Here is a 21,097-nt window from a genome sequence, read left to right as displayed (position 1 = left end):
TCACCCCTCCGTTGGCTGAGCCTTGGTGGGACGGGCCTCGTCGATGAGCAGGACGGGAATGCCGTCGCGGACCGGGTAGGCCAGCCCGCACTCCCCCTGGCAGACCAGCTCGCTGTCGGCCTCGACAGGCAGGAGGTCGCCGTGGCACTGCGGACAGACGATGATCTCGAGCAGCTTCTCGCTCAGGCCCAGGGCGCTCATGAGACGGTTTCCTTTCGAATGATCGCGAGCGCCTCGTCGCGCACGCGCTCCATGGTGGGTGTGTCCTTGCCCTCCGCGTTGAGCCGCAGCAGCGGCTCGGTGTTGGAGGCCCGTACGTTGAACGACCAGTCCGCGTGGGAGAGGGTCAGGCCGTCGAGCTTGTCGACGGTGACACCGTCGCGCCCGGCGTACGCCTTCTCGATCTCGGCCACCGTGGCGGCCTGGTCGGGGACGGTGGAGTTGATCTCGCCGCTCATCGGATAGCGAGCGTAGGCGGCCAGCAGCTCGCTCAGCGGCTTGTCGGTCTCGGCGAGGGCGGCCAGGACGTGCAGCGCGGCGAGCATGCCGGAGTCGGCGCGCCAGAAGTCACGGAAGTAGAAGTGGCCGCTGTGCTCCCCGCCGAAGGCCGCCTCGGACTCGGCCATCACGGCCTTGATGTAGGAGTGGCCGACGCGGGTGCGTACCGGGGTGCCGCCCAGCTCGCTCACGATCTCCGGAACCGCGCGGGAGGTGATCAGGTTGTGGATGATCGTCGCGCCCGGCTCCTGGGCCAGGGCACGCTCGGCGATCAGCGCGGTGATCGCGCTCGGGCTGACCACCTCGCCCTTCTCGTCGACCAGGAAGCAGCGGTCGGCGTCGCCGTCGAAGGCCAGGCCGGCGTCGGCCCCGGTCTCGCGCACCTTCGCTTGCAGGTCGACCAGCGTGGTCGAGTCGAGCGGGTTGGCCTCGTGGTTGGGGAAGGTGCCGTCGAGCTCGAAGTACATCGGGATCAGCTCGACCGCCTCGGCGCCCAGGCGGCCGAAGACGGCGGGCGCGGTGTGGCCGGCCATGCCGTTGCCGGCGTCGGCGACGATGGTGAGCCGGCGACCCTTGACCGGGGCCAGACCGAGCAGGTGCGCGGCATACGCCTCCAGCACATCGGTCTCGCTGATGCTGCCGGCGACGTCGGCGATCGGGGCATCACCTGAGATGACCAGATCGCGGATCTCGTCGAGCCCGGTCTCGGCGCCGACCGGGACCGCGTTGGCCCGGCACAGCTTGATGCCGTTGTACTGCGCCGGGTTGTGGCTGGCGGTGAACATCGCGCCCGGAAGGCCGAGGTGACCGGAGGCGAAGTAGAGCTCGTCGGTCGAGGCCAGCCCGATCATCGTCACATCGGCACCGGCCTCGGTCGCACCTTCGGCGAAGGCCCCCGAGAGCACCGGGGAGCTCGGGCGCATGTCGTGGCCGACGACGATCTCACCGCCACGCGCGCCGACCACGTGCACGAAGGCCCGCCCGGCGAGTCGGGCGAGGTTCTCGTCGATCTGGTCAGGGACGGTGCCACGGACGTCGTACGCCTTGAAGACGGCGTTGGCGATGTCGGGGTCGACTCTCTCCGGCATGTCCGGAACTCTAGTCGTCCTACTCCGACGTCAGCACGCGGAGGTGCCCGCGGCGGGTGCCGCCGGGGCGGGGCTGGCCCTTGTCGAACCCAGTGTTCGCCCCCGGCTCGTCGGCGTCGTCCTGCACGGGCGCCCCGACGGGTCCTCGTGGGGACGGGGCCGGCGGCCTCGCGGCCTCACGGACGGCGTCGGCCAGAGCCAGCAGGTCATCGCCCTTCGGCTGCGGGTCGACGGGCTCACGAGCCAGCCTGACGACCTCCCAGCCCCGAGGCGCGGACAGCCGCTCGGCATGCTCCTCGCACAGGTCATACGCATGCGGCTCGGCATAGGTCGCCAGCGGGCCGAGAACGGCCGTCTGGTCGGCGTACACATAGGTGAGCGTGCAGACGGCTTGACGCTGGCAGGCGGTACGCGAACAACGACGAGCAGTCACGGGTGAACCGTACTCCCCTGAGGCCAGCCGCGCAGTTAGGCTCGCGTACATGACCAGGCACAGGGATCGACACGGCCGTGGGAGACGCGGCCCGATGGCCGTCCCGACCGACCCGAAGGTGCCGGTCCTGCGCACCCGCCGCGAGCGCTTCGACGACATCGCGCTCGCCATCGTCACCGAGATCGACGCTCGCTGGCAGTCACGGCTGGGCCTGATCGAGTACGCCGTCGAGGAGTCTCCGGACATCCCCAAGGAGTGGACCGTCGAGGACCACATCCCGCTCGGTTCGCTCGAGCGCGGCGCGGGCGCGAAGCCCGCGCGGCTGGTGATCTACCGGCGGCCGATCGAGCACCGCTGCCATACTCGTTCCGAGGTCGAGGCGATGGTGCTCATGGTCGTGGTGGAGCAGGTCGCTGACCTGCTCGGGATCTCGGCCGAGGATGTCGATCCGCGCTACCAGCCCTGAGGCGTGGGCGAGTCGGCTTCGTCGGCGCTCATAGGTACCGAGATTTCGGGGCTGGTCTTGGGCCGCCGACCCGTTCTTTGAGGGTGTTCTCGACCTGCCCCGGAGTCAAGGACGGCCTGCGGCCGCCGGCTGCGCCGGCCGCTTCGCGGTCCTTGACACCGGACCATGTCGAGAAAGATTTTGGCTGGCTATCGGGGCGGCGGCCCGGGTGTGGCCACGGCACACGCACCTACGGCAGGTGACCGCTCCACGCCTACCTCAGACATGGCGTCTCCGCGTGAAAGAAAAATTTCTTCCACCCGCCAACCCCACCCCAGACCAGGCCCCTCCGAGGGCGAACGAAAATTCGTTCGCCTCAGCGGAAGGAAAATTCCTTCCGGCGATCGGCCCGACCCAGTCCCCAAGCCCCTACCAAGCCCAAACCGCTGCGCCAAACCCCTGCCGCCGACCCGATAGCCAGCCAAAATTCTCGACGAATCCCGGTGTCAAGGATCGCCGAAGGCGACCGGCGTCAGCCGGCGGCCGCAGGCCGTCCTTTACTCCGGACGGCGGCGAGAACACCCTCCAAGACCGGGTCGGCGGCAAACCCCAACCACAAATAAACGCCGACAAAACGAGCGCCGAAAGAGGACCGCTCAGGGCTCCAAAGGCAACGGCAACCCCGGAGCAACCCCAGCAGTCCGTACCTCCGAGCGCAACGGCCGGAACGGGACGACCGCGTCGCCATCGCCGCTCATCACCACAGCCGCGTTGATCTCGACACCCGCAGGCACGAGCTGGATCAGCGCTGCCTCCGCGGGCACCTCGACCTCGGCACCCAGCCCAGGGCCGACCTCGACGGACTTGGCCTTGAGCGCCTTGCCCTTCGCGGTCATCGGGACCACCTTGACGGTGCCGCTGGTGCCGGTCTTGGCGACCGGACCGGAGATCAGGACCCGCTTCTTGCCGACGCCGCCGCCGGCCGGGACGACCACCGCGGTCGGCTCCGAGATCGTCTCGGTGGCCGTGGTGATCGCGACGTCGCCGCCGTCGACCGAGCGCATCGCGGTGGCGACCGGGCCGGTGGCGACGATCTCGACGCCGTACGCGTCACCGGCGCTGTCCTTGCCGAGCAGCTTGGTCAGGTCGACCTGCGTCTGCCCGTTGGGCGGCACGCTGATCTCCGGAGCGCCCTCGGGGGTGAGTACGTTCTTCGGGGTGAGCAGGCGCAGCTCGGCGCTCACCTGGGCGTCGCCCGGGTTGATGACGGTGAGGGTGCGGCTCGCGGACTTGTTGGGGTAGCCGACCAGCAGGTTGGTCTCGGCCGGAGTCGACTGGCCCGGGAAGTAGTCCTCGGTGCCACGCTGCGTCTCGAGCGCGACGGCACGGTCGCGGACCATCACCCCGGCCTGGCCGCGTACGACCGTGGTCTTCAGGGAGAGCTCGCCCTTGCGCGGGATCACGTGCAGCAGGTCGAAGGTGCGGGTGGTGTTGCCGGGGATCGCGACGCCGCGGAGATCCTCGGGGACAGCCACCACGCCCTTCTCGTCATAGAGCGAGATGTCGACCGTGGCCGCACCGCTGTTCGGGTTGGTGAGCTCGAGGACCGAGTTGTGGGTGGCGCCCGCACCGACGCCCGGGAACCAGGCCTCCGCCTGCGGAGGCAGGCAGCCCGTCGCCGCGAGCGGTTTGGTCGTCGAACGTCCGGCGACCAGCCCGGGCGCGACCTCCTTGCCGGCCTTGACGACGACCGAGCCGGGCTTGACCGACGCGCTGGTGACCTTGCCGGACGCCACGGTGGTCTCCGCGCCCTTGCCCGCGCCGGGGCCGCTCAGCGTGACCTTGCCGGACCCCTCGGCAGCGTTGGTGACGGTGACCTGGTCGGCGCCGGACTTCGGCTTGCCGGGGCACACGACGGTGGCCGCCGTCGGCGCACTGCTTTCGGCGGCCAGCTTCGGCTGCTCCCACTGGTGGGGCCGGTTGAGCAGCAGCGCGACGGCCATCGCACCGACCAGACCCAGTGCCACCAGCACGGTGTTGTCGCGGCGGCCGCGCTGCCTGCGTACGCGGCGCAGCCGGGGTCGCGCAGCGGCCGCCGCCGCGGCGGCAGCGGCCATCCGTCCGCCCCTGGCACGCTCCTGCTGTGACTCCTGCTGGGCCTCCGGCTCCTCCACCCGCATCTCGTCGGCGGTCGGCCAGGCCTCGAACTCCGGCTCGAAGCCACCCCGGAACTCGCCGGTCTGATAGTCGCCCTCGTACGCCGGCGGGTAGCCCGTCTGGGCGAGCATCTGTCCCGTCTCCGGGCCCGGCACGTAGGGCTCCTGGGCGTAGAGCTGCTCCGGGGTGTAGCCCTCGGGCGGCGTCTGGGCCGTCTGCCCCGTGTACGGGTCGGCGAACGGGTCCAGCATCCACGGCTCCTGGCCGTAGACGTCGTCGGCCTGCGGCTCGTGCGAGCGGTCGTAGGGGTCTCGTGAGTGACTCATGCCGACTCCCTCCTCTGGATCAGCGTCGGCAGGCACAGGACCAGGACCACGAACAGCCCGATCCCGGCCAGGACCAACAGGATCGTACGGATGATGGACTGCGACTCGGTCACGCCCGGGTCGCTCGGCTCGGAGTCGAGCAGCCAGGCACGCGTCGAGCGCTCGACGGTGCTCGCCTGGGTCACCGACCCGGAGGCGTCGATCCCCTCGGCGACCGAGGAGTCGGCCGGGCCGGGCATCACGATGTAGGCCACGCCCTGGGCGGCCAGATCACCGATCACCGCGTCGTCGGGGTCGGCGGCCAGGCGGCGTACGACTCCGGTGAGCTCCTCGGAGCCACCGGCGACCTGCGCGATCTCGTCCTCACCGAGGGTGATCCCGTCGTTGCGCAGCACGGCGTAGCGGAGGCCGTCGTCGACCGAGCCGCGAAGCACGAGGACGCCGTCCTCCGGGCCGAGCGTGGTCGAGGTCGGGTCGAGCATGTAGGAGGGCACCCCGGTGTGGCCGAGGGCCCGGGTGTTGTCGGTGAGATCGCCGGTGCCGGCGTAGACGAACCAGCCGAGGCTGCCGACGACGCCCACCGCCGCGACCGCAGCGGCCGCGCCGACCATGACCTTCCGCAGCCCACTGAGACCGTCGAGGATGGCGCCCTGGGCGCCCAGCACCGCCGCGACCACCGCGAACCCCTGGATGGCGACCAGCGGGAAGCCCCAGCCGACCCGGGCGATGCCGGCGTCGAGCGGGATCGGGATCCAGGACAGCAGCATCGTGACGACCGCCGTCGCGACCGCGCCGATCCAGCAGACCATGACCGGGATCCGGGTGCGGCTCGGGATCAGCGCGAGCACGGCGAGCAGCGGCAGCGCCAGGCCCAGCCACCACGGTGCGCCGAGATCGGCACCGTCGAGCCCGGTCAGGCGGCCCACGAGCAGGTCGAAGCCGCCCGCGGCCGGGGCCGGCAGCCGGCCCGGGTCGAGCAGCAGAGCGGCCCAGCCGCCGGAGAAGAGCGCCGGCAGCCACCACGGAAGCAGCAGCCCGACCGGCGTCGCGATCGCCGCGGCGGGCGGACCCCACTGGTCGCGGTCGCTGAGCACGGCGGGCATCAGCCGGCGGGCGACGATGAAGATGACCGCCGCGAAGACGGCCGCCACCAGGAAGGCCATCGGCGCGAATGCGGTGATGACGGTGAGCAGCAGGCCGGTGCGCCAGCCGGCGCGCCAGCGGCGGTCGGCGACGGGGTCGCTGAACCCGAGCGCGGCGTGGGCGAGCCAGGGCAGCAGCGCGCCGACCACGACCGCACCGATCCGGCCGTCACCGAAGGCACCGCTGACATAGGGAACCAGGGCGTACGCCGTCGCGCCCCACAGCAGCAGCCAGCGCGGGGCGCCGAGGTGGCTGATCAGCCGGCCCGCGACCCGCAGCAGCCGCCACGCACCGCCAAGCGCGATCGGGAAGCTGAGCAGCATGACTGCGGTGACCGCCAGGCTCGGGTTGCCGCCGAGGAACGTCGCCAGCACCGCCAGCGGGAAGACGTGCGGCGGCGCGGGCACGCCGGTGCCCTGCGAGATCGCGTGCCACGACTCGAACTGCAGCTGCCACCAGTCGCCCACGTTCTGGGGCGTCGGCCCGAGGCCGCTGCCGGCCACACCACCGAGCGCGGCACGTGCCCCGATGACCCCGAGGATGCCGACGACGACCAGGAGCACCGCGACCGGATTGGTGAACAGACGCACCAGCCAGCCGGTCTCGGCGGGGATCTCGTCCTCCTCCAGCTGGGCCCGCTCGGCCTGACGCTTGGCGGCGAAGGAGGCCGGATCGGCCTCGGCCTGCGCCATCTGGCGCCGCTCGGCGATGTCGGAGGCCTGCAGGGTGACCGCGGTGGCGACGTCGGAGACGAAGTCGAGTCCGTGGCGGTAGGGCAGCCAGGGCGGAGGCAGCAGCGCCTTGACCACGTCCTTGTCGGCGTGCGCCTGCTTCCGGCGACGCCGCTTGGCGAGCATGATCTGGCCGGTGTGGCCGTAGATCCAGCCCAGCGCGGCCAGGTCGTCGAGCGCGGTCCCGGGGTCGCGCACCAGGATGAAGCCGAGCATCCGCCACAGGGTCTGGAAGAAGAACCTGATCATCCACAGCGCCAGCGTCCCCGGCCGGCCGTTGACCAGCAGGGTGTAGAGCGCGGCCCGTCGCTCCTGATAGTGGATCCGGCGACCGGTCAGCTGCGTCTTGCGTACGCCGCGGTGGGCCGCCTCCACGTGGAAGACGACCGCGTCCGGGACGGCGATGGTCGTGAAGCCGGCGTTGGCAGCCCGCCAGCCGAGGTCCATGTCGGTGCCGAGGACAGGGAGGTGCTTGTCGAAGCCGCCCAGGTATTCGAGGACCTCACGGCGGATCAGCATGCCGGCGGTGTTGACGGCCAGGACGCGGCGTACCTCGTCGTGCTGGCCCTGGTCGTACTCGCCCCGCTCCAGACCGGTCTCCCGGGCTCCGGTGACCGAGATCGAGACCCCGAGCTCGAGCATCCGGCGCAGCGAGGGCCACTCCCGGATCTTCGGGCCGAGGATGTCCGCCTCCGGGTACTCCGCGGCGGCGTTGAGCAGGGTCGAGAGCGCGTGCGGGTCGGGGGTGGAGTCGTCGTGGAGGAACCAGATCCACTCCGGCGGCTGCGCCGCCTGGTGGAGGATGGCGAGCGCCTCGTTGGCCGCGTCCGCGAACGTCGTCGACGCCGGGAGCTTGACCACCTGGGCGAAGGTCTCCTCCAGGATCTCGACCGACCTGTCGGTCGAGCCGGTGTCGATCGTGACGGCAAAGCTCACCGGCGCCTGCTGGTTCCTGATCCCGTCGATGACGGTCGGAAGCCAGCCGGCGCCGTTATGAGAGACGAGGACGAGGGCGACCGACGCATGCACGATCGGCAACCCTAGTGCCCAACTGGTGATAGACCGAATGGACCTGTCGAGCGATCGGCCACGCCCCCGCAGGTATTTGTCCGGAAAAGATCAGCAGGCCCGGACCGTGAGGTCCGGGCCTTGCTGGCTCGTGCTTGGGTATTGCCTCAGACTGCGCGCTTCTTCAGCTTGCGGCGCTCTCGCTCGGAGAGTCCACCCCAGATTCCGAAGCGCTCGTCGTTGCCCAGAGCAGACTCAAGGCAGTCCTGGCGCACCTCGCAGGTCTGGCAGACCTTCTTGGCCTCCCGAGTCGATCCACCCTTTTCAGGGAAGAACGCCTCCGGATCCGTCTGCGCGCACAGGGCGCGCTCCTGCCAGCCCCCTTCGTCGGTGTCCGGCTCGAGGAGAAACAGCTCTCTCATCGTCTTTCCGACCTTTCGACCCTATTCAGCTTGTTTTCGGGACCGTGACCCCATCTTGGGCCAGTCACCTCACGCCATCGGCAGGTAACCGATCCCCCCGTTTTTTGCGGGTACTGCCCCTTGTTACGGCCTAGGCCGTCACTTTGATGCAGTTCCCCGCTGAAATCTTCCCGAGATTTTCAAGCGCTGTCGCCACCGCTATCGGTCCCCGTTTCAATTTCGAATCACACTGATGAAATTACATGCCTGTCGGTGCCACAAGTCAACCCTCAAATCTGCTAGGGCCGCTCTAACACAGGCTTTCCGCACCGGCTGGAGCAGGGTTGCTGGCCCCCGTCTGAGAGGCTAGGGCCATGCGTGACATCACCGTTCTCTCCGGCGGCCATGGTGGTTCGAAGTTCATCTCCGGGCTCCTCCACGGCATCTCTGCCGGCCGTGTCCCGGGCATTGAGGAAGATGCCCGGGTCACCGTGATCGCCAATACCGCCGACGATCTGTGGATGCACGGCGTCAAGGTCTGCCCCGACCTCGACACGGTGATGTACACCCTCGGCAACGGATTCGACCATGAGCGCGGCTGGGGCCGCAAGGCCGAGACGTGGTCGATCAAGGAGGAGCTCGAGGCCTACGAGGTCCCGGGCACCTGGTTCGGACTCGGCGACCGCGATATCGCCACCCATCTCGTACGCACCCAGATGCTCGAAGCCGGGTTCCCGTTGTCGCAGGTCACCGCCGCGTTGTGCGAACGCTGGCTGAAGCCTGTATGGGGCGACCGCGTGCGGCTGCTGCCGATGACCGACGACCGTGTCGAGACCCACGTGGCGATCAAGGACGAGAATTCACCCAGTGGACTCTCAGTCGTTCACTTCCAGGAATACTGGGTACGCCTCCGGGCCGGCGTTCCCGTCGAGAAGCTGATCTTCGTGGGGCAGGACGAGTCGAAGCCGGGACCCGGGGTGATGGACGCGCTGCTGAAGTCCGACCTGGTGATCGTGCCCCCGTCCAACCCGGTCGTCTCGATCGGGACCATCCTCGGCGTACCCGGGATCCGGGAGGGCCTGGTCGCCACCTCGGCCCCCGTGGTGGGGATCTCGCCGATCATCAGCGGCCATCACGTACGCGGCATGGCGGAGCAGATGCTCGCCGCCATCGGCGTCGACGCGACCGCCGCCGGAGTCGGTCTGCATTATGGGACGCGGGGCGCGGGCGGGGTCCTCGACGGCTGGCTCGTCGACACGGCCGACGCCGCCGCGGTCCCCTCGCTCGCCGAGTCGGGGCTGAAGGCGGCCGCCGTCCCGCTGTGGATGTCCTCCGAGGACGCGACCGCCGACATCGCCGCTGCCGCGGTCGAGCTGGTCCGATGACGGCGCCCATGAGCGGGCAGGGCATCACCGTCACCGCCCCCGACGGCGTACCCGAGGTGCGTAAGGGCGACGACCTCGCCGCCCTGCTCCTGGACGCCCTGGAGTCCCCGCTGGTCGACGGCGACATCGTCGTGGTCACCTCGAAGGTCGTCTCCAAGGCCGAGGGACAGGTGCGCGAGGGCAACCGCGACGACGCGCTCCCCGGCGAGACGACGCGGGTGGTGGCCCGACGCGGGCCGACGCAGATCGTGCGCAGCCGGCTCGGGCTGACGATGGCTGCCGCCGGGATCGACGCCTCCAACGTCGAGGCCGGATACATCGTGCTGCTCCCCCTGGACCCCGACGCCTCCGCGCGGGCCCTGCGCGCCACGTTCCGCGACCGCACCGGCGCGAACGTCGGGGTGGTCATCACCGACACCGCCGGTCGCGCCTGGCGCGACGGGCAGACCGACATCGCCATCGGCGCCGCCGGCCTCGAGGTGCTGGAGAGCTTCGCCGGCCAGGTCGACGCCTATGGCAACGACCTCGTCGTCACCGCCCCCGCCGTCGTCGACGAGATCGCCTCGGCCGCCGAGATCTCCCAGGGCAAGCTCGGCGCACGGCCGTTCGCGGTCCTGCGCGGCCGGGCGGACCTCGTCCGCGAGCCCGGCGACGACGGGCCGGGGGCGAGCGCGCTCATCCGCCCCGAGGGGTCGGACTTCTTCGGCTTCGGGGCCAGGGAGGCCGTCGTACGCGCCCTGAAGGGTGCCGCCGAGGACCAGGCCCCGTTCGGTGCGCCGGCAGGCGTCGAGGAGCTCTCCGCAGCCGTCGCGGAGGTGACCGGGACCGCCCCCGTCCCGCACGGGGACGGGCTTCGGGTGGCCGGAGCCGATCCAGCGGTGATCGCCGCGCTGGCCTTCGCCCACGGCTGGCGATGCGAGCGCGAGGAGAATAATCACGGGGCAACTTCCCTTCTGCTACCACTGACCACCTAGAATCTGCGCGTCCCGACAAAAGACCCGAGGTACGCCGAACCGTGGCCAACAAGTCGCTCAACAAAGACCGCCGTGCGGTCATCAACGACATCCGCAAGAAGCAGGGCCGCGCAGAGCGCGTCCGAGGCTGGGCGATCATCGGTGTCTGCATCGCCTTCGCCGTCGTGATCATCGGCGCTGCCGCATGGACGCCGATCAGCGGCTTCATCAAGGACAGCGAGTACAAGGACGTCGCGCTGCAGGACATCGGGAAGAGCGCCAAGGCGGCCGGCTGCCAGAAGGTCACCGAGATGGCCGCCGACGGCAACCAGAACCACATCGCCACCGGCACCGAGCAGACCTACACGACTGCTCCCCCGGCCTTCGGACCGCACTGGAACGAGGCCAACGTGGCCCCGGCCGACATGTCGCGCAAGTTCTACACCGCCGGGGACCGCCCCGACCTCGAGGCGCTGGTGCACAACCTCGAGCACGGCTACACGATCGTGTGGTACGACGACACCGTGTCCGACGACGAGCTCGACGAGCTCCGCGCCATCGGCCAGAAGTTCTCCGGCACCTCCAACTTCCGCTACAAGTTCATCGCGGCTCCGTGGACCGCTGCCGACGCCAAGGAGACCGCGGTCGCCGGCGACAAGAAGACCGAGTTCCCCTCGGGCACCCACATCGCCATGACCCACTGGTACGCCGACGCCGCCAACCCGACCGAGGCGTCCACCCAGAAGGGCGTCTTCCAGTACTGCGAGGGCGTCTCCGGCGAGGCGATCAAGGACTTCATGGAGAAGTACCCCTACACCGACAGCCCCGAGGCCCAGGCCATGTGAGGCCCTGCCGAGTCGGCGCATCTGCCCCCGTGCCTCGCGAAGCGAAGCGAGCGAGAGGGGGCGGATGCGCCGACTCGGCATTTCAGGTCAGGTCGGTGCGGTCGGAGTCCTTGAGGGCGGCGACGATCTTCTTGACCTGCTGGGCGTGGGTGCGGGTGGTGACCAAGACGGCGTCGTCGGTGTCGACGACGACGATGTCCTCGAGGCCGATGAGGGCGATCATGCGGCCGGAGTGGGGCACGACCAGGCCGGTGGAGTCGAGGGCGTGGACGAGCGAGGCGTCGCCGAGGATCGTGGGGCCCTCGGGCGAGGCGGTGGCGGCGGCCTGGAGCAGCGTCGCGAGCGAGTCGAAGTCGCCGATGTCGTCCCAGCCGAGGTCGGCGGGCACCGTGGCGACCTTGCCGGCGGCGGCCGCCGGCTCCGCGACCGCGTGGTCGACCGCGATCTTCGGCAGCGTCTCCCACAGCTCCTCGAGCCGCGACGGCTCGGCGGCGATGGCCCGCAGCCGCTCGGTGAAGCCGGGGTCCGACTCCGCGAGCAGCTCGAGGAGGACGGTGGGACGGACGACGAACATCCCGGCGTTCCAGCGGTAGCGCCCGGTCGCGAGGTAGCCGGCCGCGACCTCGGCCGACGGCTTCTCGACGAACTCGTCGACCAGGAAGGCCCCCGGGTGGCCGTCCAACGGCTTGCCCTCGGCGATGTAGCCGAACGCGGTCGAGGCGAAGGTCGGCGAGATCCCGATCGTGACCAGCCAGCCGTCCGCGGCGACCGCCGCGGCGCTGCGTACGGTCTCGTGGAAGTTGTCGATGTTGCGGATCACGTGGTCGGCCGCGAAGGAGCCCATCACGGCCTCCGGGTCGCGCCGCTCCAGGAAGGCCGCTGCCAGGCCGATCGCGGCCATCGAGTCGCGCCCGCTCGGCTCGGCCAGGATGGCGTCGTGCGGCACCTCGGGCAGCTGCTCGCACACGGCCCGCTCGTGGACCGCACCGGTCACCACCATGATGCCATCGGAGACGGGCTCGAGGCGGTCGTAGGTCTCCTGCAGGAGAGTACGTCCGTGGCCGGTGAGGTCGCGCAGGAACTTCGGCTCCGAGGATCGCGAGAGCGGCCACAGCCGGGTGCCGGCACCACCAGCGGGGATCACTGCCCAGAACGTCATGCCGCCACCTCCAGAGGGCACGTCGAAGAATACGGAAGTGGCGGCATGATGGACCCGCTGGTCGCTCGCTGGCGCTCGCTCATGCCGCACACCTTAGGGTTTCGATGTGCAGACCTATCCCGAGACCCTCGCCCAAGCGCTCCGGACGGACCCGGGCGGTCCGTTCGTCACCTTCTACGACGAAGCGAGCGGCGAGCGCCAGGAACTGTCCACCACGACGTACGCCAACTGGGTGGCCAAGGCCTCCGGCCTGCTCCTCGACGAGCACGGGCTCGAGCGCGGGGACAGCATCCGGATCGACCTGCCCACCCACTGGCTGGCCACCGTCTTCCTCGGCGCCGCCTGGAACACCGGACTCGTGGTGACTGACTCCGACAGCCCCGACGCCGTCGTCTGCGGCCCCGAGACGCTGTCCGCCTGGGCGGATGACGCTGCGAAGCGGCCAACGCTGGCGTGCTCGCTGCTGCCGTTCGGCGTACGTTTCGCCGACCCGCTCCCCCAGGGCGTGCACGACGTCGGCATCGAGGTCTGGGGACAGCCGGACGCCTTCACCCCCTGGGACCCGCCGGCCGCGGACGACGCGGCCACCTCGTGGGACGGCGTCGAGACCAGCCACGCCGACCTGTTCGGCGGCGATGGGAAGGCCGTACGCCTGCTCTCCACCGTCCCCTCGGCCTCACCGGCCGGCGCCGAGCTCTTGGCCTCGCTGCTCGCCGGTGGCGGCTCGCTGGTGCTGGTCACCAACGCGACCGACGAGCGCGTGAAGGCCGTCGCCTCGAGCGAGCGCGCGACGCAATTCCCGGATCACTTTTAATGATGTCTCGATATTGGAAGCGCGACGTCACAATATGTCGCGCCAACGCGCAGCACCCACGCATAAGTGCTCGATAATCCCGCTCTCCTCAGCCGGATAACATCCGTTGGGATTTCCGTTGTCGTGCAGAAAACGAATCGGCGCCAGTCCAGGATTCGTCATCCGGGACTGACGCCGACTGGGCGCCGGCGGGCACGATGAAGCGGCGCTCCACGGCTCCATAGGGCGGGTGGACCGTCTGGGAGCCGTGGCAGATCGCGGGCGCCGCCGGAGTGCCACGCAGCGTCATGTGTGGGCTACAGGCTGTTCAGAACAGCGATCACCGCTTGGATGATCGCGTCAATGATGCCGGGATCAGACATGAGCAGCCTCCTTTCCAAGTTCCCGAGAAACCCTAGAAATGCGAGACAGTCCTCGACAGAGAAGCGCGCTGCGTTCCCCCTGTCGCAAACTCGCCGTAAAACACAATAAGCACATATCGCGGGCTCTGTCCATGAAATCCCCCGGGCTTCCGCGATAGCGCCAATTCGCAACAACTGATTTCGGCGAGAATGCCTGCCGGATTCCGGTGCTACCCGAACTGGTCGTAGCCCCGCACGACGCCCATCTGGGACTTCCGGTCCCAGCCGCCGCTCTGGTCGTGCTCGTAGGCGAACCACATCCCGTCGGACTTGCGACGCAGCAGCAGGTCGCCGCCGGTGGAGGCCCCGCGCAGGTCCTTGGTCGCGAGGATGAAGTCGAAGACGCTGGTGTCGATCCCGGGGTCGGAGTAGGTGGTCAGGCCACCGGGGCCGTTGGTGCGGAAGATCAGCAGCTTGCTCGAGGTCCTGACGACCACCTCGGGCGAGCCGTCGTCGGCGTAGAAGCGGCCGGCGCCGATGACCTGGGTCGAGCCGCTCACCGCGCTGCGCATCCGGTAGGACGCGCCCAGGGCGCTGGTGCCGCGACCGGGCCAGACCCGGATCTCGCCGGTGGAGTACTTGCCGACGAGGTCGGGCCAGCCGTCACCGGTGATGTCGCTGACCACGTCGATGACCGAGACGGGCCCGAAGCCGCGCCCGATGATGACGCCGGTGGCGAACGTCTCGGTACCGTTGCCGCGGTTGACCCGGATCGTGCCGTCGGTGTGGCGGATCAGGATGTCGCCGTCGCCGTCGCGGTCCCAGTCACCGGCGTTCATCAAGGTGGCCGAGGTGCCGCCGATCAGGTTCGTGGCCCGCGGCGTACCGAAGCGGGCGTTGCCGTCGGTGCGGATCACGACGATCCGCCGGTCGCCGGCCCGCCGGGCGACCAGGTCAGGGTAGCCACGGCCGCTGATCTGTGACTGCAGCTCGCGCGCCGCCCAGCTCGCCTGCTTCGAGCCCGCCTGCGAGCGGATCGTGCTCAGCTTGGCGTAGAGGTAGCGGCCCGGGCACGCGGTGGAGCCGGCGTCGCGATGGCCCATGATCGCGTACGGGAAGGTGCGGTCGCCGATCCGGGTGGAGCCCTTGTTGCCGCGGACACCGTGCAGCGACAGCTTCCACGCGAACAGCGTCCCGAAGGCGTTCACCAGCGCGGTCGGAGGTGCGACGTTGTCGAAGTTGCCGATCGCGGAGGCGCCGAAGGCGTAGCTGTTGTAACCCGAGGTGTGAGCACCCACGACGGGTCGGTCGACGCCGCCGTAGCGGCCCTCCCAGATCCGGCCGAACTTGTCGATCAGGAAGTTGTAGCCGATGTCGCGCCAGCCCCGGCTCTGCACGTGGTAGGCGTAGATGCTCCGGATGATCCCCGGCACCTGGTCCCTGGTGTAGGAGTTGGTGTTGACGGTGTGGTGCACGAAGCCACCGCGGACCTCGTGGTAGTCGGGCGGGCCGGCCTCGCGCACGCTCTCGTCGGCACCCCACTGTCGACGGCTGTAGATGCTGGGCTCGGCGGTGTACGCGGCCGCCGACAGCGTCGCCGTCTCCCCCTCCTCGGCACTCGTGGTGCCCTGCGCGCCTTCGGCGGGCTCCGGCGCGTCATCGCCCCCGGTCTCGATCTCGGGTGACTCGCTGCGGCTCGCCTCCGCCTCGCCGGGCGTGATCACGGCCAGCCTGAGGTCGGCGGGCACCTGGGCACCGGTCAGCCGCAGCCGGGTCTGGACCTGGTCGACCTCGCCGACCACCGCCTCCATGGTGCCCGGCCTCGACCCGTCGGCCTCCGCGGAGTCCGGGTCAGGGGCATGGTCGTCGACGTGGACGTCCAACGCCTGCCAGTCGCTCCACGTCCCGTCCTCCAGCGTGCGTACGTCGGCCCCGATCGCCTCCTCCGGGACGACCGCGCCGGGCGCCCAGGTGAGTCCGACAGTCCCGAAGCCGTCCACCGGCTGCGGCAGGCTGGTGACGGTCACCGCATCGCCCGCGGAGGTGGCCTTCTTGGCCTCAGCGGTGACCCGTCCGGCCATGCCCGGTGCGGTCAGCGAGATCTCCTCGAGGTGGGCGTCGACCGGATCGGACGGCACCTGCGCCGCTGACGGCACCGCCACCTGGCTCCCGGAGACGGGAACCTCGCCAGGACGGACCACCTTCAGGTCGACGACGGTGCTCGCCGGGACCAGCGCGGCCAGGACGAACCCGAGCACGAGCAGCTGCTGGGTCGAGGCGACATAGCGCGACCGAGCGCGCTCGACGTCGCTCGACTGCTCTTCTCCGGCCTGCGAATGCACGTATGGATCCCCCTGGTTCCGTAACACCAGGGAACATCTTTCACATCAGCCACAGAGGTTGGGAAGAGCCCGCAAAGAACTACAAACCTGTAATTCTTCGCGGGCTCTCGCCGTGCTGGACAGACTCAGACTTCGGCACCAAGGGCGCTGTCGGCAGCCTCGAGCTGCTTGAGCTTGGCCGATCCCTTGGCGTCGTCCTCACCGTAGTGGAGGTACTCGATGCCCTCGTCGACGTCGCCGTCGAAGACCAGGCGGCCCTTCTCCAGGCAGATGACGCGGTCGCACATCCGCTTGACGGAGCCGGCGGCGTGGCTGACGTAGACCACGGTGCGGCCGCTGTCGCGGATCTCCTCCATCTTCTCCATGCACTTCTTCTTGAAGGGCTTGTCACCGACGGCGAGGACCTCGTCGGCGAGGAAGATGTCGGAGTCGATGTGGACGGCGACCGAGAACCCCAGACGCGAGTACTGCCCCGAGGAGTAGTTGCCGACCGGGGAGTTGAGGTGGTCGCCGAGCTCGGCGAAGTTCACCACGTCGTCGTAGATCTCGGCGGTCTCCTCGGCGGAGAGCCCGTAGATCGCGGCGTTGAGGAAGATGTTCTCCCGGCCTGACAGCTGCGGGTGGAAGCCCGCACCGGTCGCGATCAGGCCCGCGATCTGGCCACGCGTCTTCACGACGCCCTGGTCGGGTCGCATCACGCCGCTGATCAGCTTCAGCAGGGTCGACTTGCCCGAGCCGTTGAGGCCCATCAGGCCGACCGACTCGCCCTGCTTGATCGTGAAGGTGACGTCGTCCAGCGCCTTGAAGGTGTTGGAGACGGCCCGTCCCTTCATCTTGGCGACGGTGATGTCCTTGATGCTGCGGTGGTAGCGGAGCGTGAAGTTCTTGGTGACTCCGTCCACCACGATCGAGTCGGCGGTCATGTCAGACGCTCCGGAATCTTGTTCTCATGCTTGCTGAAGATCAGCTGGGCGATCACCAGCAGGACCAGCGAGACACCGAACGCACCCAAACCCCACATCCACAGATTCTCGGGCAGGTGCTCGGCGGCGGTCGCCTCCGGGTTCGGCGTCACCCCGACCCAGAAGGCCTGCTGGAAGAGCAGCACGGCGTCCGAGATCGGGTTGAGCAGGTAGATCCAGGACTTCTCGCCGAGCGCTTCCTGGATCATCGAGAACGGATACATCATCGGTACGCCGAACCGGATGTAGTTGGTCAGGATGTTGACCGCGCTGCCGAAGTCCCGGAAGAAGACGTTGGCGAGGCTGAAGACCAGCGCCAGTGCGGTGCCCAGGGCCATCACGATGCCGAGGGCGAGCAGGAGCGAAGGAATCGTCTCCCAGTTCGGCGTCCACCCGCTGAACAGGCAGACGACGATGAGGATCAGCGTCGCCGGGACCAGGTGGTAGAGCGAGACCAGCATCGAGGCGACCGGGAACATCTCCTTCGGCATCGCCATCTTCTTCAGCAGACCCTTGTTGCCGAGCAGGGATCGCGTCCCTGCCCCGAAGGTCTCTGTGAAGAAGTGGACGATGACGAGCCCGGCGAACAGGTGGACCGGGTAGTTGTCCATCCCCTTGTCCGCGCCCATGATCTTGCCCATGAAGATCCAGTAGACGAGGAACTGCGTCAGCGGGTTGATGTAGGACCAGAAGACGCCGAGGATCGAGTTGGAGTAGCGACCGCTGATCTCCCGCTGCACGAGCAGCTTGAGGAGGTAGCGGCGCTTGAAGACCGAGAGCAGACCGAGGTTCTCCGCCGGCGGTGCCAGCGGCGCGTCGACGATCCGTACGGGGCGTTCATCAACTCCGGTTGCCATCGGACCCCTTCTCCTCAGCGACCAGCCACGGCTCGAAGGTCTTCTCCCAGGCCTCCGGCGAGGTGAACTCGCTCAGCTTGGAGCGGTATTCCTCGGCCAGCTTCGGCCACTGGCGCTTGAGCCGGCGGTGCACCTTGATGGTGTCCTTCAGCATCTGGTTGAAGAGCTTCTTGTCGCGGCGGTAGAAGGCAGCGCCCTGCTGGTCGTTCATCGACACGATGGCGCTGTCGTACTTGGTGATCCGGTACCACTGGTTGTCCATCGCGGCGAGCTCGGCCTCGGGGAACTCCGTGGAGAGCTTTCGCGGCTTCATGATCTGCCGGATCGGCGCCTTGAGCGCGGCCAGCTTGACCTCGCGGCTGGTCGGGACCTCGGTGTCCTCCTTGCCCTTGCGCGGCGGCTTGTGGCGGCGCACAGGCGGGAACTCGTCACGGTCGGCCTTGAGCTGCGCGTCCGGGTAGTCCTTGACCATCTCGCGTACGGCGGGAAGCTGGGTCGCGAGCGTCTCGTGCAGCTTCTCGGGGCCGGCGAGCACGTCGAGCAGCGCCTGGTGGCGCAGCATGACCGTCGAGTACTGCATCGAGACCAAGTGCTTGATCTGGTGGGAGAACGACTCGGTGACCATGCGGCCGCCGTCGTCGTAGATCGAGTGCAGCAGCGCGGCCACGAAGCGGTTGCGCTGGTGGAAGTAGGACTGCCAGTCGAGGGCGTCGTTCTTGTCGGTCCACGGGACGTGCCACACGGCCGCACCCGGGAACGACACGGTCGGGAAGCCGGCGGCCTTGGCGCGCAGGCCGTACTCGGAGTCGTCCCACTTGATGAAGACCGGCAGCGAGAGCCCGATCTCCTCGATCACCTTGCGCGGGATCAGGCACATGAACCAGCCGTTGAAGTCCACGTCGACGCGCTTGTGCAGCCAGCGGGTCGAGCGCAGGTTGCGGGCGCCGAAGTCCCAGTCGCCGTAGACGCCGGGAGCCGACTGCCACCAGAAGCGCCACGGCTGGACGATCTCGCCGTAGGAGTGCAGGCGCGACTTGGCGTAGAGCGAGAACATGTGGCCACCGACGATGGTCGGCCGCTTGGCGAGGTCACCGAAGGTGATCGCGCGGATGATGCCCTCGGGCTCGCAGACGACGTCGTCGTCCATCATCAGGGCGTACGTCGCGGTGCCCTTGCGCAGCGACTCGAGCTGACCGCGCGCGTAGCCGCCGGAGCCACCCAGGTTGCCCTGCTCGATGATGTGCAGCAGGTCGCCCAGGGCCTTCTCGGCCGCGGGGAACTCGACGTCGTCGGCGACCTTCTTGGTGCCCTGCTCCATCACGAAGACGGTGTCGAGGTAGGGGCGCAGCGCCTCGTCCTCACCCATCTGCGCGAGCAGCTTGGCGCAGAAGTCGGGCTTGTTCATGGTGGTGACGCAGATGTCGACGGTGCCGTGCTCGGCACGGTCGTCGGGGACCTCCGCGGTCCACTCGGCCGAGGTGATGACGGCGTCCTCGTCGGAGGCGACCACGTCGTACCAGTACCAGCCGCCGTCGACGAACGGCTTCAGCGGCAGGTCGAAGGTGAAGGTGCCCTCGGGGTTGGTGCCGGTGTCGGCGGCGTCGACGCGCTGCGAGCGGCCGTTGGCCATCGACTTGTAGACGATGACGCTCGCGCCGCGACCCTGGAGGGCGACGGTCAGCTTCACGCTGTCGACCACGGTGTGCCGGCGCCAGTAGCTGGCCGGGAACGCGTTGAAGTAGGTGCCGAGCGAGAGCCGCTCGCTCTTCAGGATCCGCAGCGCCGTACGCGACTCGATCTGGTCGGGGTGGATCTGGGTCCCGTCGTTGATCGACTGGCGGATCTGGGCGTTGTTCAGCGCCTGGGCCGTCTTGTCGGAGCCGACCTCGTACTTGTCGGCGTCGAGGATGGCAGCCTGGTTGTCGACGTAGAGCGGGAGTACGTCGGAGTCACGGTCCAGGGGCAGGATCTGCCGCTGGAGCAGTCGGGTCACGCTCATTCGTCAACGCCTCCGGAGGTGAGCGGGGTGCCGTCCTCGAAGTGGGGACGGAGCTTGTTCTCGAACATGGTGAGCGCGGACGCGATCGCCATGTGCATGTCGAGGTACTTGTAGGTGCCGAGGCGGCCACCGAAGAGCACCATCGGCTCCTTCTTGGCCAGGTCGCGGTAGACCAGGATCTTCTCGCGGTTGTCGGCGGTGTTGATCGGGTAGTACGGCTCGTCGCCCTCCTGGGCGAAGCGGCTGTACTCCTTCACCACGATCGTCTTGCCGGGCTTGTAGCGGTCGGCACGCTCGGGGTGGAGGTGCTTGAACTCCAGCTCGCGGGTGAACGGGACCTCGGGGTCGTTGGCGTTGACCACGCCGGTGCCCTGGTAGTCGTCCACGTCGAGGATCTCGGACTCGAGGTCCACGGTGCGCCAGGAGAGCTTGCCGGCGGAGAAGCCGAAGTACTCGTCGACCGGGCCGGTGTAGACGATCGGGACCTTGCCCTTGAAGTCGTCGACCACGGTGAAGAAGTCGGTGTCGAGCATGACCGTGATGTTCGGGTGGTCGGCCATCCGCTCCAGCCACGCGGTGTAGCCGTCGACCGGGAGACCCTCGTACTTGTCGTTGAAGTAACGGTTGTCGAAGGTGTAGCGGACCGGGAGGCGCGTGATGATGTCCGGCGACAGCTCCTTGGGGTCCTTCTCCCACTGCTTGGCGGTGTAGCCCTTGATGAAGGCCTCGTAGAGCGGGCGGCCGATCAGCGAGATCGCCTTCTCCTCGAGGTTCTTGGCGTCCTCGGTGTTGAACTCGGAGGCCTGCTCCGCGATCAGCGCGCGCGCCTCGTCGGGGGTGTGGGACTTCCCGAAGAACTGGTTGATCAGCGCGAGGTTCATCGGCAGGGAGTAGACCTGCCCCTTGTACTTGCCGAACACCTTGTGCTTGTAGTCGGTGAAGTCGGTGAACTTCCGCACGTAGTTCCACACCTTCTCGTTGGAGGTGTGGAAGAGGTGGGTGCCGTACTTGTGCACCTCGATGCCGGTCTCCTCGTCGAACTCGGAGTAGGCGTTCCCACCGATGTGCGGACGGCGCTCGATGATGAGCACCTTCTTGTCCAGCTCGGTGGCGGCGCGCTCGGCGATGGTGAGGCCGAAGAGGCCGGAGCCGACGACGACGAGGTCAGGAGTGGTTTCAGGGAAGGACACGATCGCTCAGTCTAGGTCTC

General features: G+C 68.7%; 17 protein-coding genes. 5 read left to right on the top strand and 12 right to left on the bottom strand.

Going from position 1 to position 21,097, the window contains the following annotated elements; genetic code table 11:
- Genes ACW14X_RS20065 through ACW14X_RS20055 form a run of 3 tightly spaced genes read right to left on the bottom strand, consistent with a single transcriptional unit; the run spans position 1 to position 2,019 of the window.
- Positions 1–201: a Trm112 family protein gene (locus ACW14X_RS20065; RefSeq protein WP_350715417.1), complete on the bottom strand. Its 201-nt coding sequence runs from the start codon at positions 199–201 to the stop codon at positions 1–3.
- Positions 198–1,586 carry a phosphomannomutase/phosphoglucomutase gene (locus tag ACW14X_RS20060; protein WP_457163065.1) on the bottom strand — a complete coding sequence of 463 codons (1,389 nt, stop codon included), beginning with the start codon at positions 1,584–1,586 and terminating at the stop codon, positions 198–200. Before ACW14X_RS20060 ends, ACW14X_RS20065 begins: the two co-directional genes overlap by 4 nt.
- A 19-nt stretch (positions 1,587–1,605) precedes the next feature.
- Positions 1,606–2,019, bottom strand: a complete 414-nt coding sequence (locus ACW14X_RS20055) for a DUF3499 domain-containing protein (protein WP_350843311.1) — start codon at positions 2,017–2,019, stop codon at positions 1,606–1,608.
- 49 nt (positions 2,020–2,068) lie between these two features.
- Between ACW14X_RS20055 and ACW14X_RS20050 the strand changes: the two genes are divergently transcribed.
- Positions 2,069–2,485 (top strand): metallopeptidase family protein, encoded by a 417-nt coding sequence (locus ACW14X_RS20050; RefSeq protein WP_160027287.1) that lies wholly within the window; start codon positions 2,069–2,071, stop codon positions 2,483–2,485.
- 635 nt (positions 2,486–3,120) lie between these two features.
- On the opposite strand, the gene ACW14X_RS20045 is transcribed toward ACW14X_RS20050, so the two are convergent.
- The 3 genes from ACW14X_RS20045 to ACW14X_RS20035 all read right to left on the bottom strand — a co-directional run bounded on the left by ACW14X_RS20045 (position 3,121) and on the right by ACW14X_RS20035 (position 8,251).
- Complete coding sequence (locus tag ACW14X_RS20045) at positions 3,121–4,947, bottom strand: DUF5719 family protein (protein WP_457163064.1); 1,827 nt, start codon at positions 4,945–4,947, stop codon at positions 3,121–3,123.
- A complete protein-coding gene (locus tag ACW14X_RS20040; RefSeq protein WP_350843315.1) occupies positions 4,944–7,850 on the bottom strand; it encodes a glycosyltransferase family 2 protein in 2,907 nt (968 codons plus the stop codon). The genes ACW14X_RS20045 and ACW14X_RS20040 overlap by 4 nt, the downstream gene beginning before the upstream one ends.
- A gap of 146 nt (positions 7,851–7,996) precedes the next feature.
- The gene (locus tag ACW14X_RS20035) at positions 7,997–8,251 is read right to left on the bottom strand and encodes a WhiB family transcriptional regulator (RefSeq protein WP_008361238.1); all 255 of its coding nucleotides are present in this window, start codon (positions 8,249–8,251) and stop codon (positions 7,997–7,999) included.
- 353 nt (positions 8,252–8,604) lie between these two features.
- On the opposite strand from ACW14X_RS20035, the gene cofD reads away from it, so the two are divergent.
- From cofD to ACW14X_RS20020, 3 genes are read left to right on the top strand one after another with little or no spacing between them, the layout of a single operon-like run.
- Positions 8,605–9,615 (top strand): 2-phospho-L-lactate transferase, encoded by a 1,011-nt coding sequence (gene cofD, locus ACW14X_RS20030; RefSeq protein WP_160027281.1) that lies wholly within the window; start codon positions 8,605–8,607, stop codon positions 9,613–9,615.
- Positions 9,612–10,589, top strand: a complete 978-nt coding sequence (gene cofE, locus ACW14X_RS20025; protein ID WP_457163063.1) for a coenzyme F420-0:L-glutamate ligase — start codon at positions 9,612–9,614, stop codon at positions 10,587–10,589. Before cofD ends, cofE begins: the two co-directional genes overlap by 4 nt.
- A gap of 41 nt (positions 10,590–10,630) precedes the next feature.
- Positions 10,631–11,413, top strand: a complete 783-nt coding sequence (locus tag ACW14X_RS20020; protein ID WP_160027279.1) for a DUF3105 domain-containing protein — start codon at positions 10,631–10,633, stop codon at positions 11,411–11,413.
- Between the two features lie 82 nt (positions 11,414–11,495).
- On the opposite strand, the gene ACW14X_RS20015 is transcribed toward ACW14X_RS20020, so the two are convergent.
- Complete coding sequence (locus ACW14X_RS20015; protein ID WP_160027277.1) at positions 11,496–12,572, bottom strand: mannose-1-phosphate guanylyltransferase; 1,077 nt, start codon at positions 12,570–12,572, stop codon at positions 11,496–11,498.
- A 106-nt stretch (positions 12,573–12,678) separates the two neighbouring features.
- Here ACW14X_RS20015 and ACW14X_RS20010 point away from each other — a divergent pair, with 106 nt between their 5' ends.
- Positions 12,679–13,386: a TIGR03089 family protein gene (locus ACW14X_RS20010; protein ID WP_457163062.1), complete on the top strand. Its 708-nt coding sequence runs from the start codon at positions 12,679–12,681 to the stop codon at positions 13,384–13,386.
- A 571-nt stretch (positions 13,387–13,957) separates the two neighbouring features.
- On the opposite strand, the gene ACW14X_RS20005 is transcribed toward ACW14X_RS20010, so the two are convergent.
- The 5 genes from ACW14X_RS20005 to glf all read right to left on the bottom strand — a co-directional run bounded on the left by ACW14X_RS20005 (position 13,958) and on the right by glf (position 21,077).
- Entirely contained in the window at positions 13,958–16,069 is a 2,112-nt protein-coding gene (locus ACW14X_RS20005) for an N-acetylmuramoyl-L-alanine amidase (RefSeq protein ID WP_457163061.1), read from the bottom strand.
- 125 nt (positions 16,070–16,194) lie between these two features.
- Entirely contained in the window at positions 16,195–16,992 is a 798-nt protein-coding gene (locus ACW14X_RS20000) for an ABC transporter ATP-binding protein (RefSeq protein WP_160027271.1), read from the bottom strand.
- Complete coding sequence (locus ACW14X_RS19995; protein ID WP_160027269.1) at positions 16,989–17,888, bottom strand: ABC transporter permease; 900 nt, start codon at positions 17,886–17,888, stop codon at positions 16,989–16,991. Before ACW14X_RS19995 ends, ACW14X_RS20000 begins: the two co-directional genes overlap by 4 nt.
- Complete coding sequence (locus ACW14X_RS19990; protein ID WP_160027267.1) at positions 17,872–19,887, bottom strand: glycosyltransferase; 2,016 nt, start codon at positions 19,885–19,887, stop codon at positions 17,872–17,874. The genes ACW14X_RS19995 and ACW14X_RS19990 overlap by 17 nt, the downstream gene beginning before the upstream one ends.
- Positions 19,884–21,077 carry a UDP-galactopyranose mutase gene (gene glf / locus ACW14X_RS19985; protein ID WP_160027265.1) on the bottom strand — a complete coding sequence of 398 codons (1,194 nt, stop codon included), beginning with the start codon at positions 21,075–21,077 and terminating at the stop codon, positions 19,884–19,886. The genes ACW14X_RS19990 and glf overlap by 4 nt, the downstream gene beginning before the upstream one ends.
- Between the last annotated feature and the right edge of the window lie 20 nt (positions 21,078–21,097).

The sequence above is a fragment of the Nocardioides sp. YJ-D4 genome (assembly GCF_054031495.1).
Note: the sequence above shows the minus strand (reverse complement) of the source record. Positions and strands in the feature narration are given on the sequence as shown.

Bases quoted from the DNA above. Each gene is read 5' to 3' on its own strand.
- cofD (WP_160027281.1), top strand. From the start codon at position 8,605: ATGCGTGACATCACCGTTCTCTCCGGCGGCCATGGTGGTTCGAAGTTC.
- cofE (WP_457163063.1), top strand. From the start codon at position 9,612: ATGACGGCGCCCATGAGCGGGCAGGGCATCACCGTCACCGCCCCCGAC.
- ACW14X_RS19990 (WP_160027267.1), bottom strand. From the start codon at position 19,887: ATGAGCGTGACCCGACTGCTCCAGCGGCAGATCCTGCCCCTGGACCGT.
- ACW14X_RS20045 (WP_457163064.1), bottom strand. From the start codon at position 4,947: ATGAGTCACTCACGAGACCCCTACGACCGCTCGCACGAGCCGCAGGCC.
- ACW14X_RS20060 (WP_457163065.1), bottom strand. From the start codon at position 1,586: ATGCCGGAGAGAGTCGACCCCGACATCGCCAACGCCGTCTTCAAGGCG.
- ACW14X_RS20035 (WP_008361238.1), bottom strand. From the start codon at position 8,251: ATGAGAGAGCTGTTTCTCCTCGAGCCGGACACCGACGAAGGGGGCTGG.
- ACW14X_RS20015 (WP_160027277.1), bottom strand. From the start codon at position 12,572: ATGACGTTCTGGGCAGTGATCCCCGCTGGTGGTGCCGGCACCCGGCTG.
- ACW14X_RS19995 (WP_160027269.1), bottom strand. From the start codon at position 17,888: ATGGCAACCGGAGTTGATGAACGCCCCGTACGGATCGTCGACGCGCCG.
- ACW14X_RS20000 (WP_160027271.1), bottom strand. From the start codon at position 16,992: ATGACCGCCGACTCGATCGTGGTGGACGGAGTCACCAAGAACTTCACG.
- ACW14X_RS20050 (WP_160027287.1), top strand. From the start codon at position 2,069: ATGACCAGGCACAGGGATCGACACGGCCGTGGGAGACGCGGCCCGATG.
- ACW14X_RS20065 (WP_350715417.1), bottom strand. From the start codon at position 201: ATGAGCGCCCTGGGCCTGAGCGAGAAGCTGCTCGAGATCATCGTCTGT.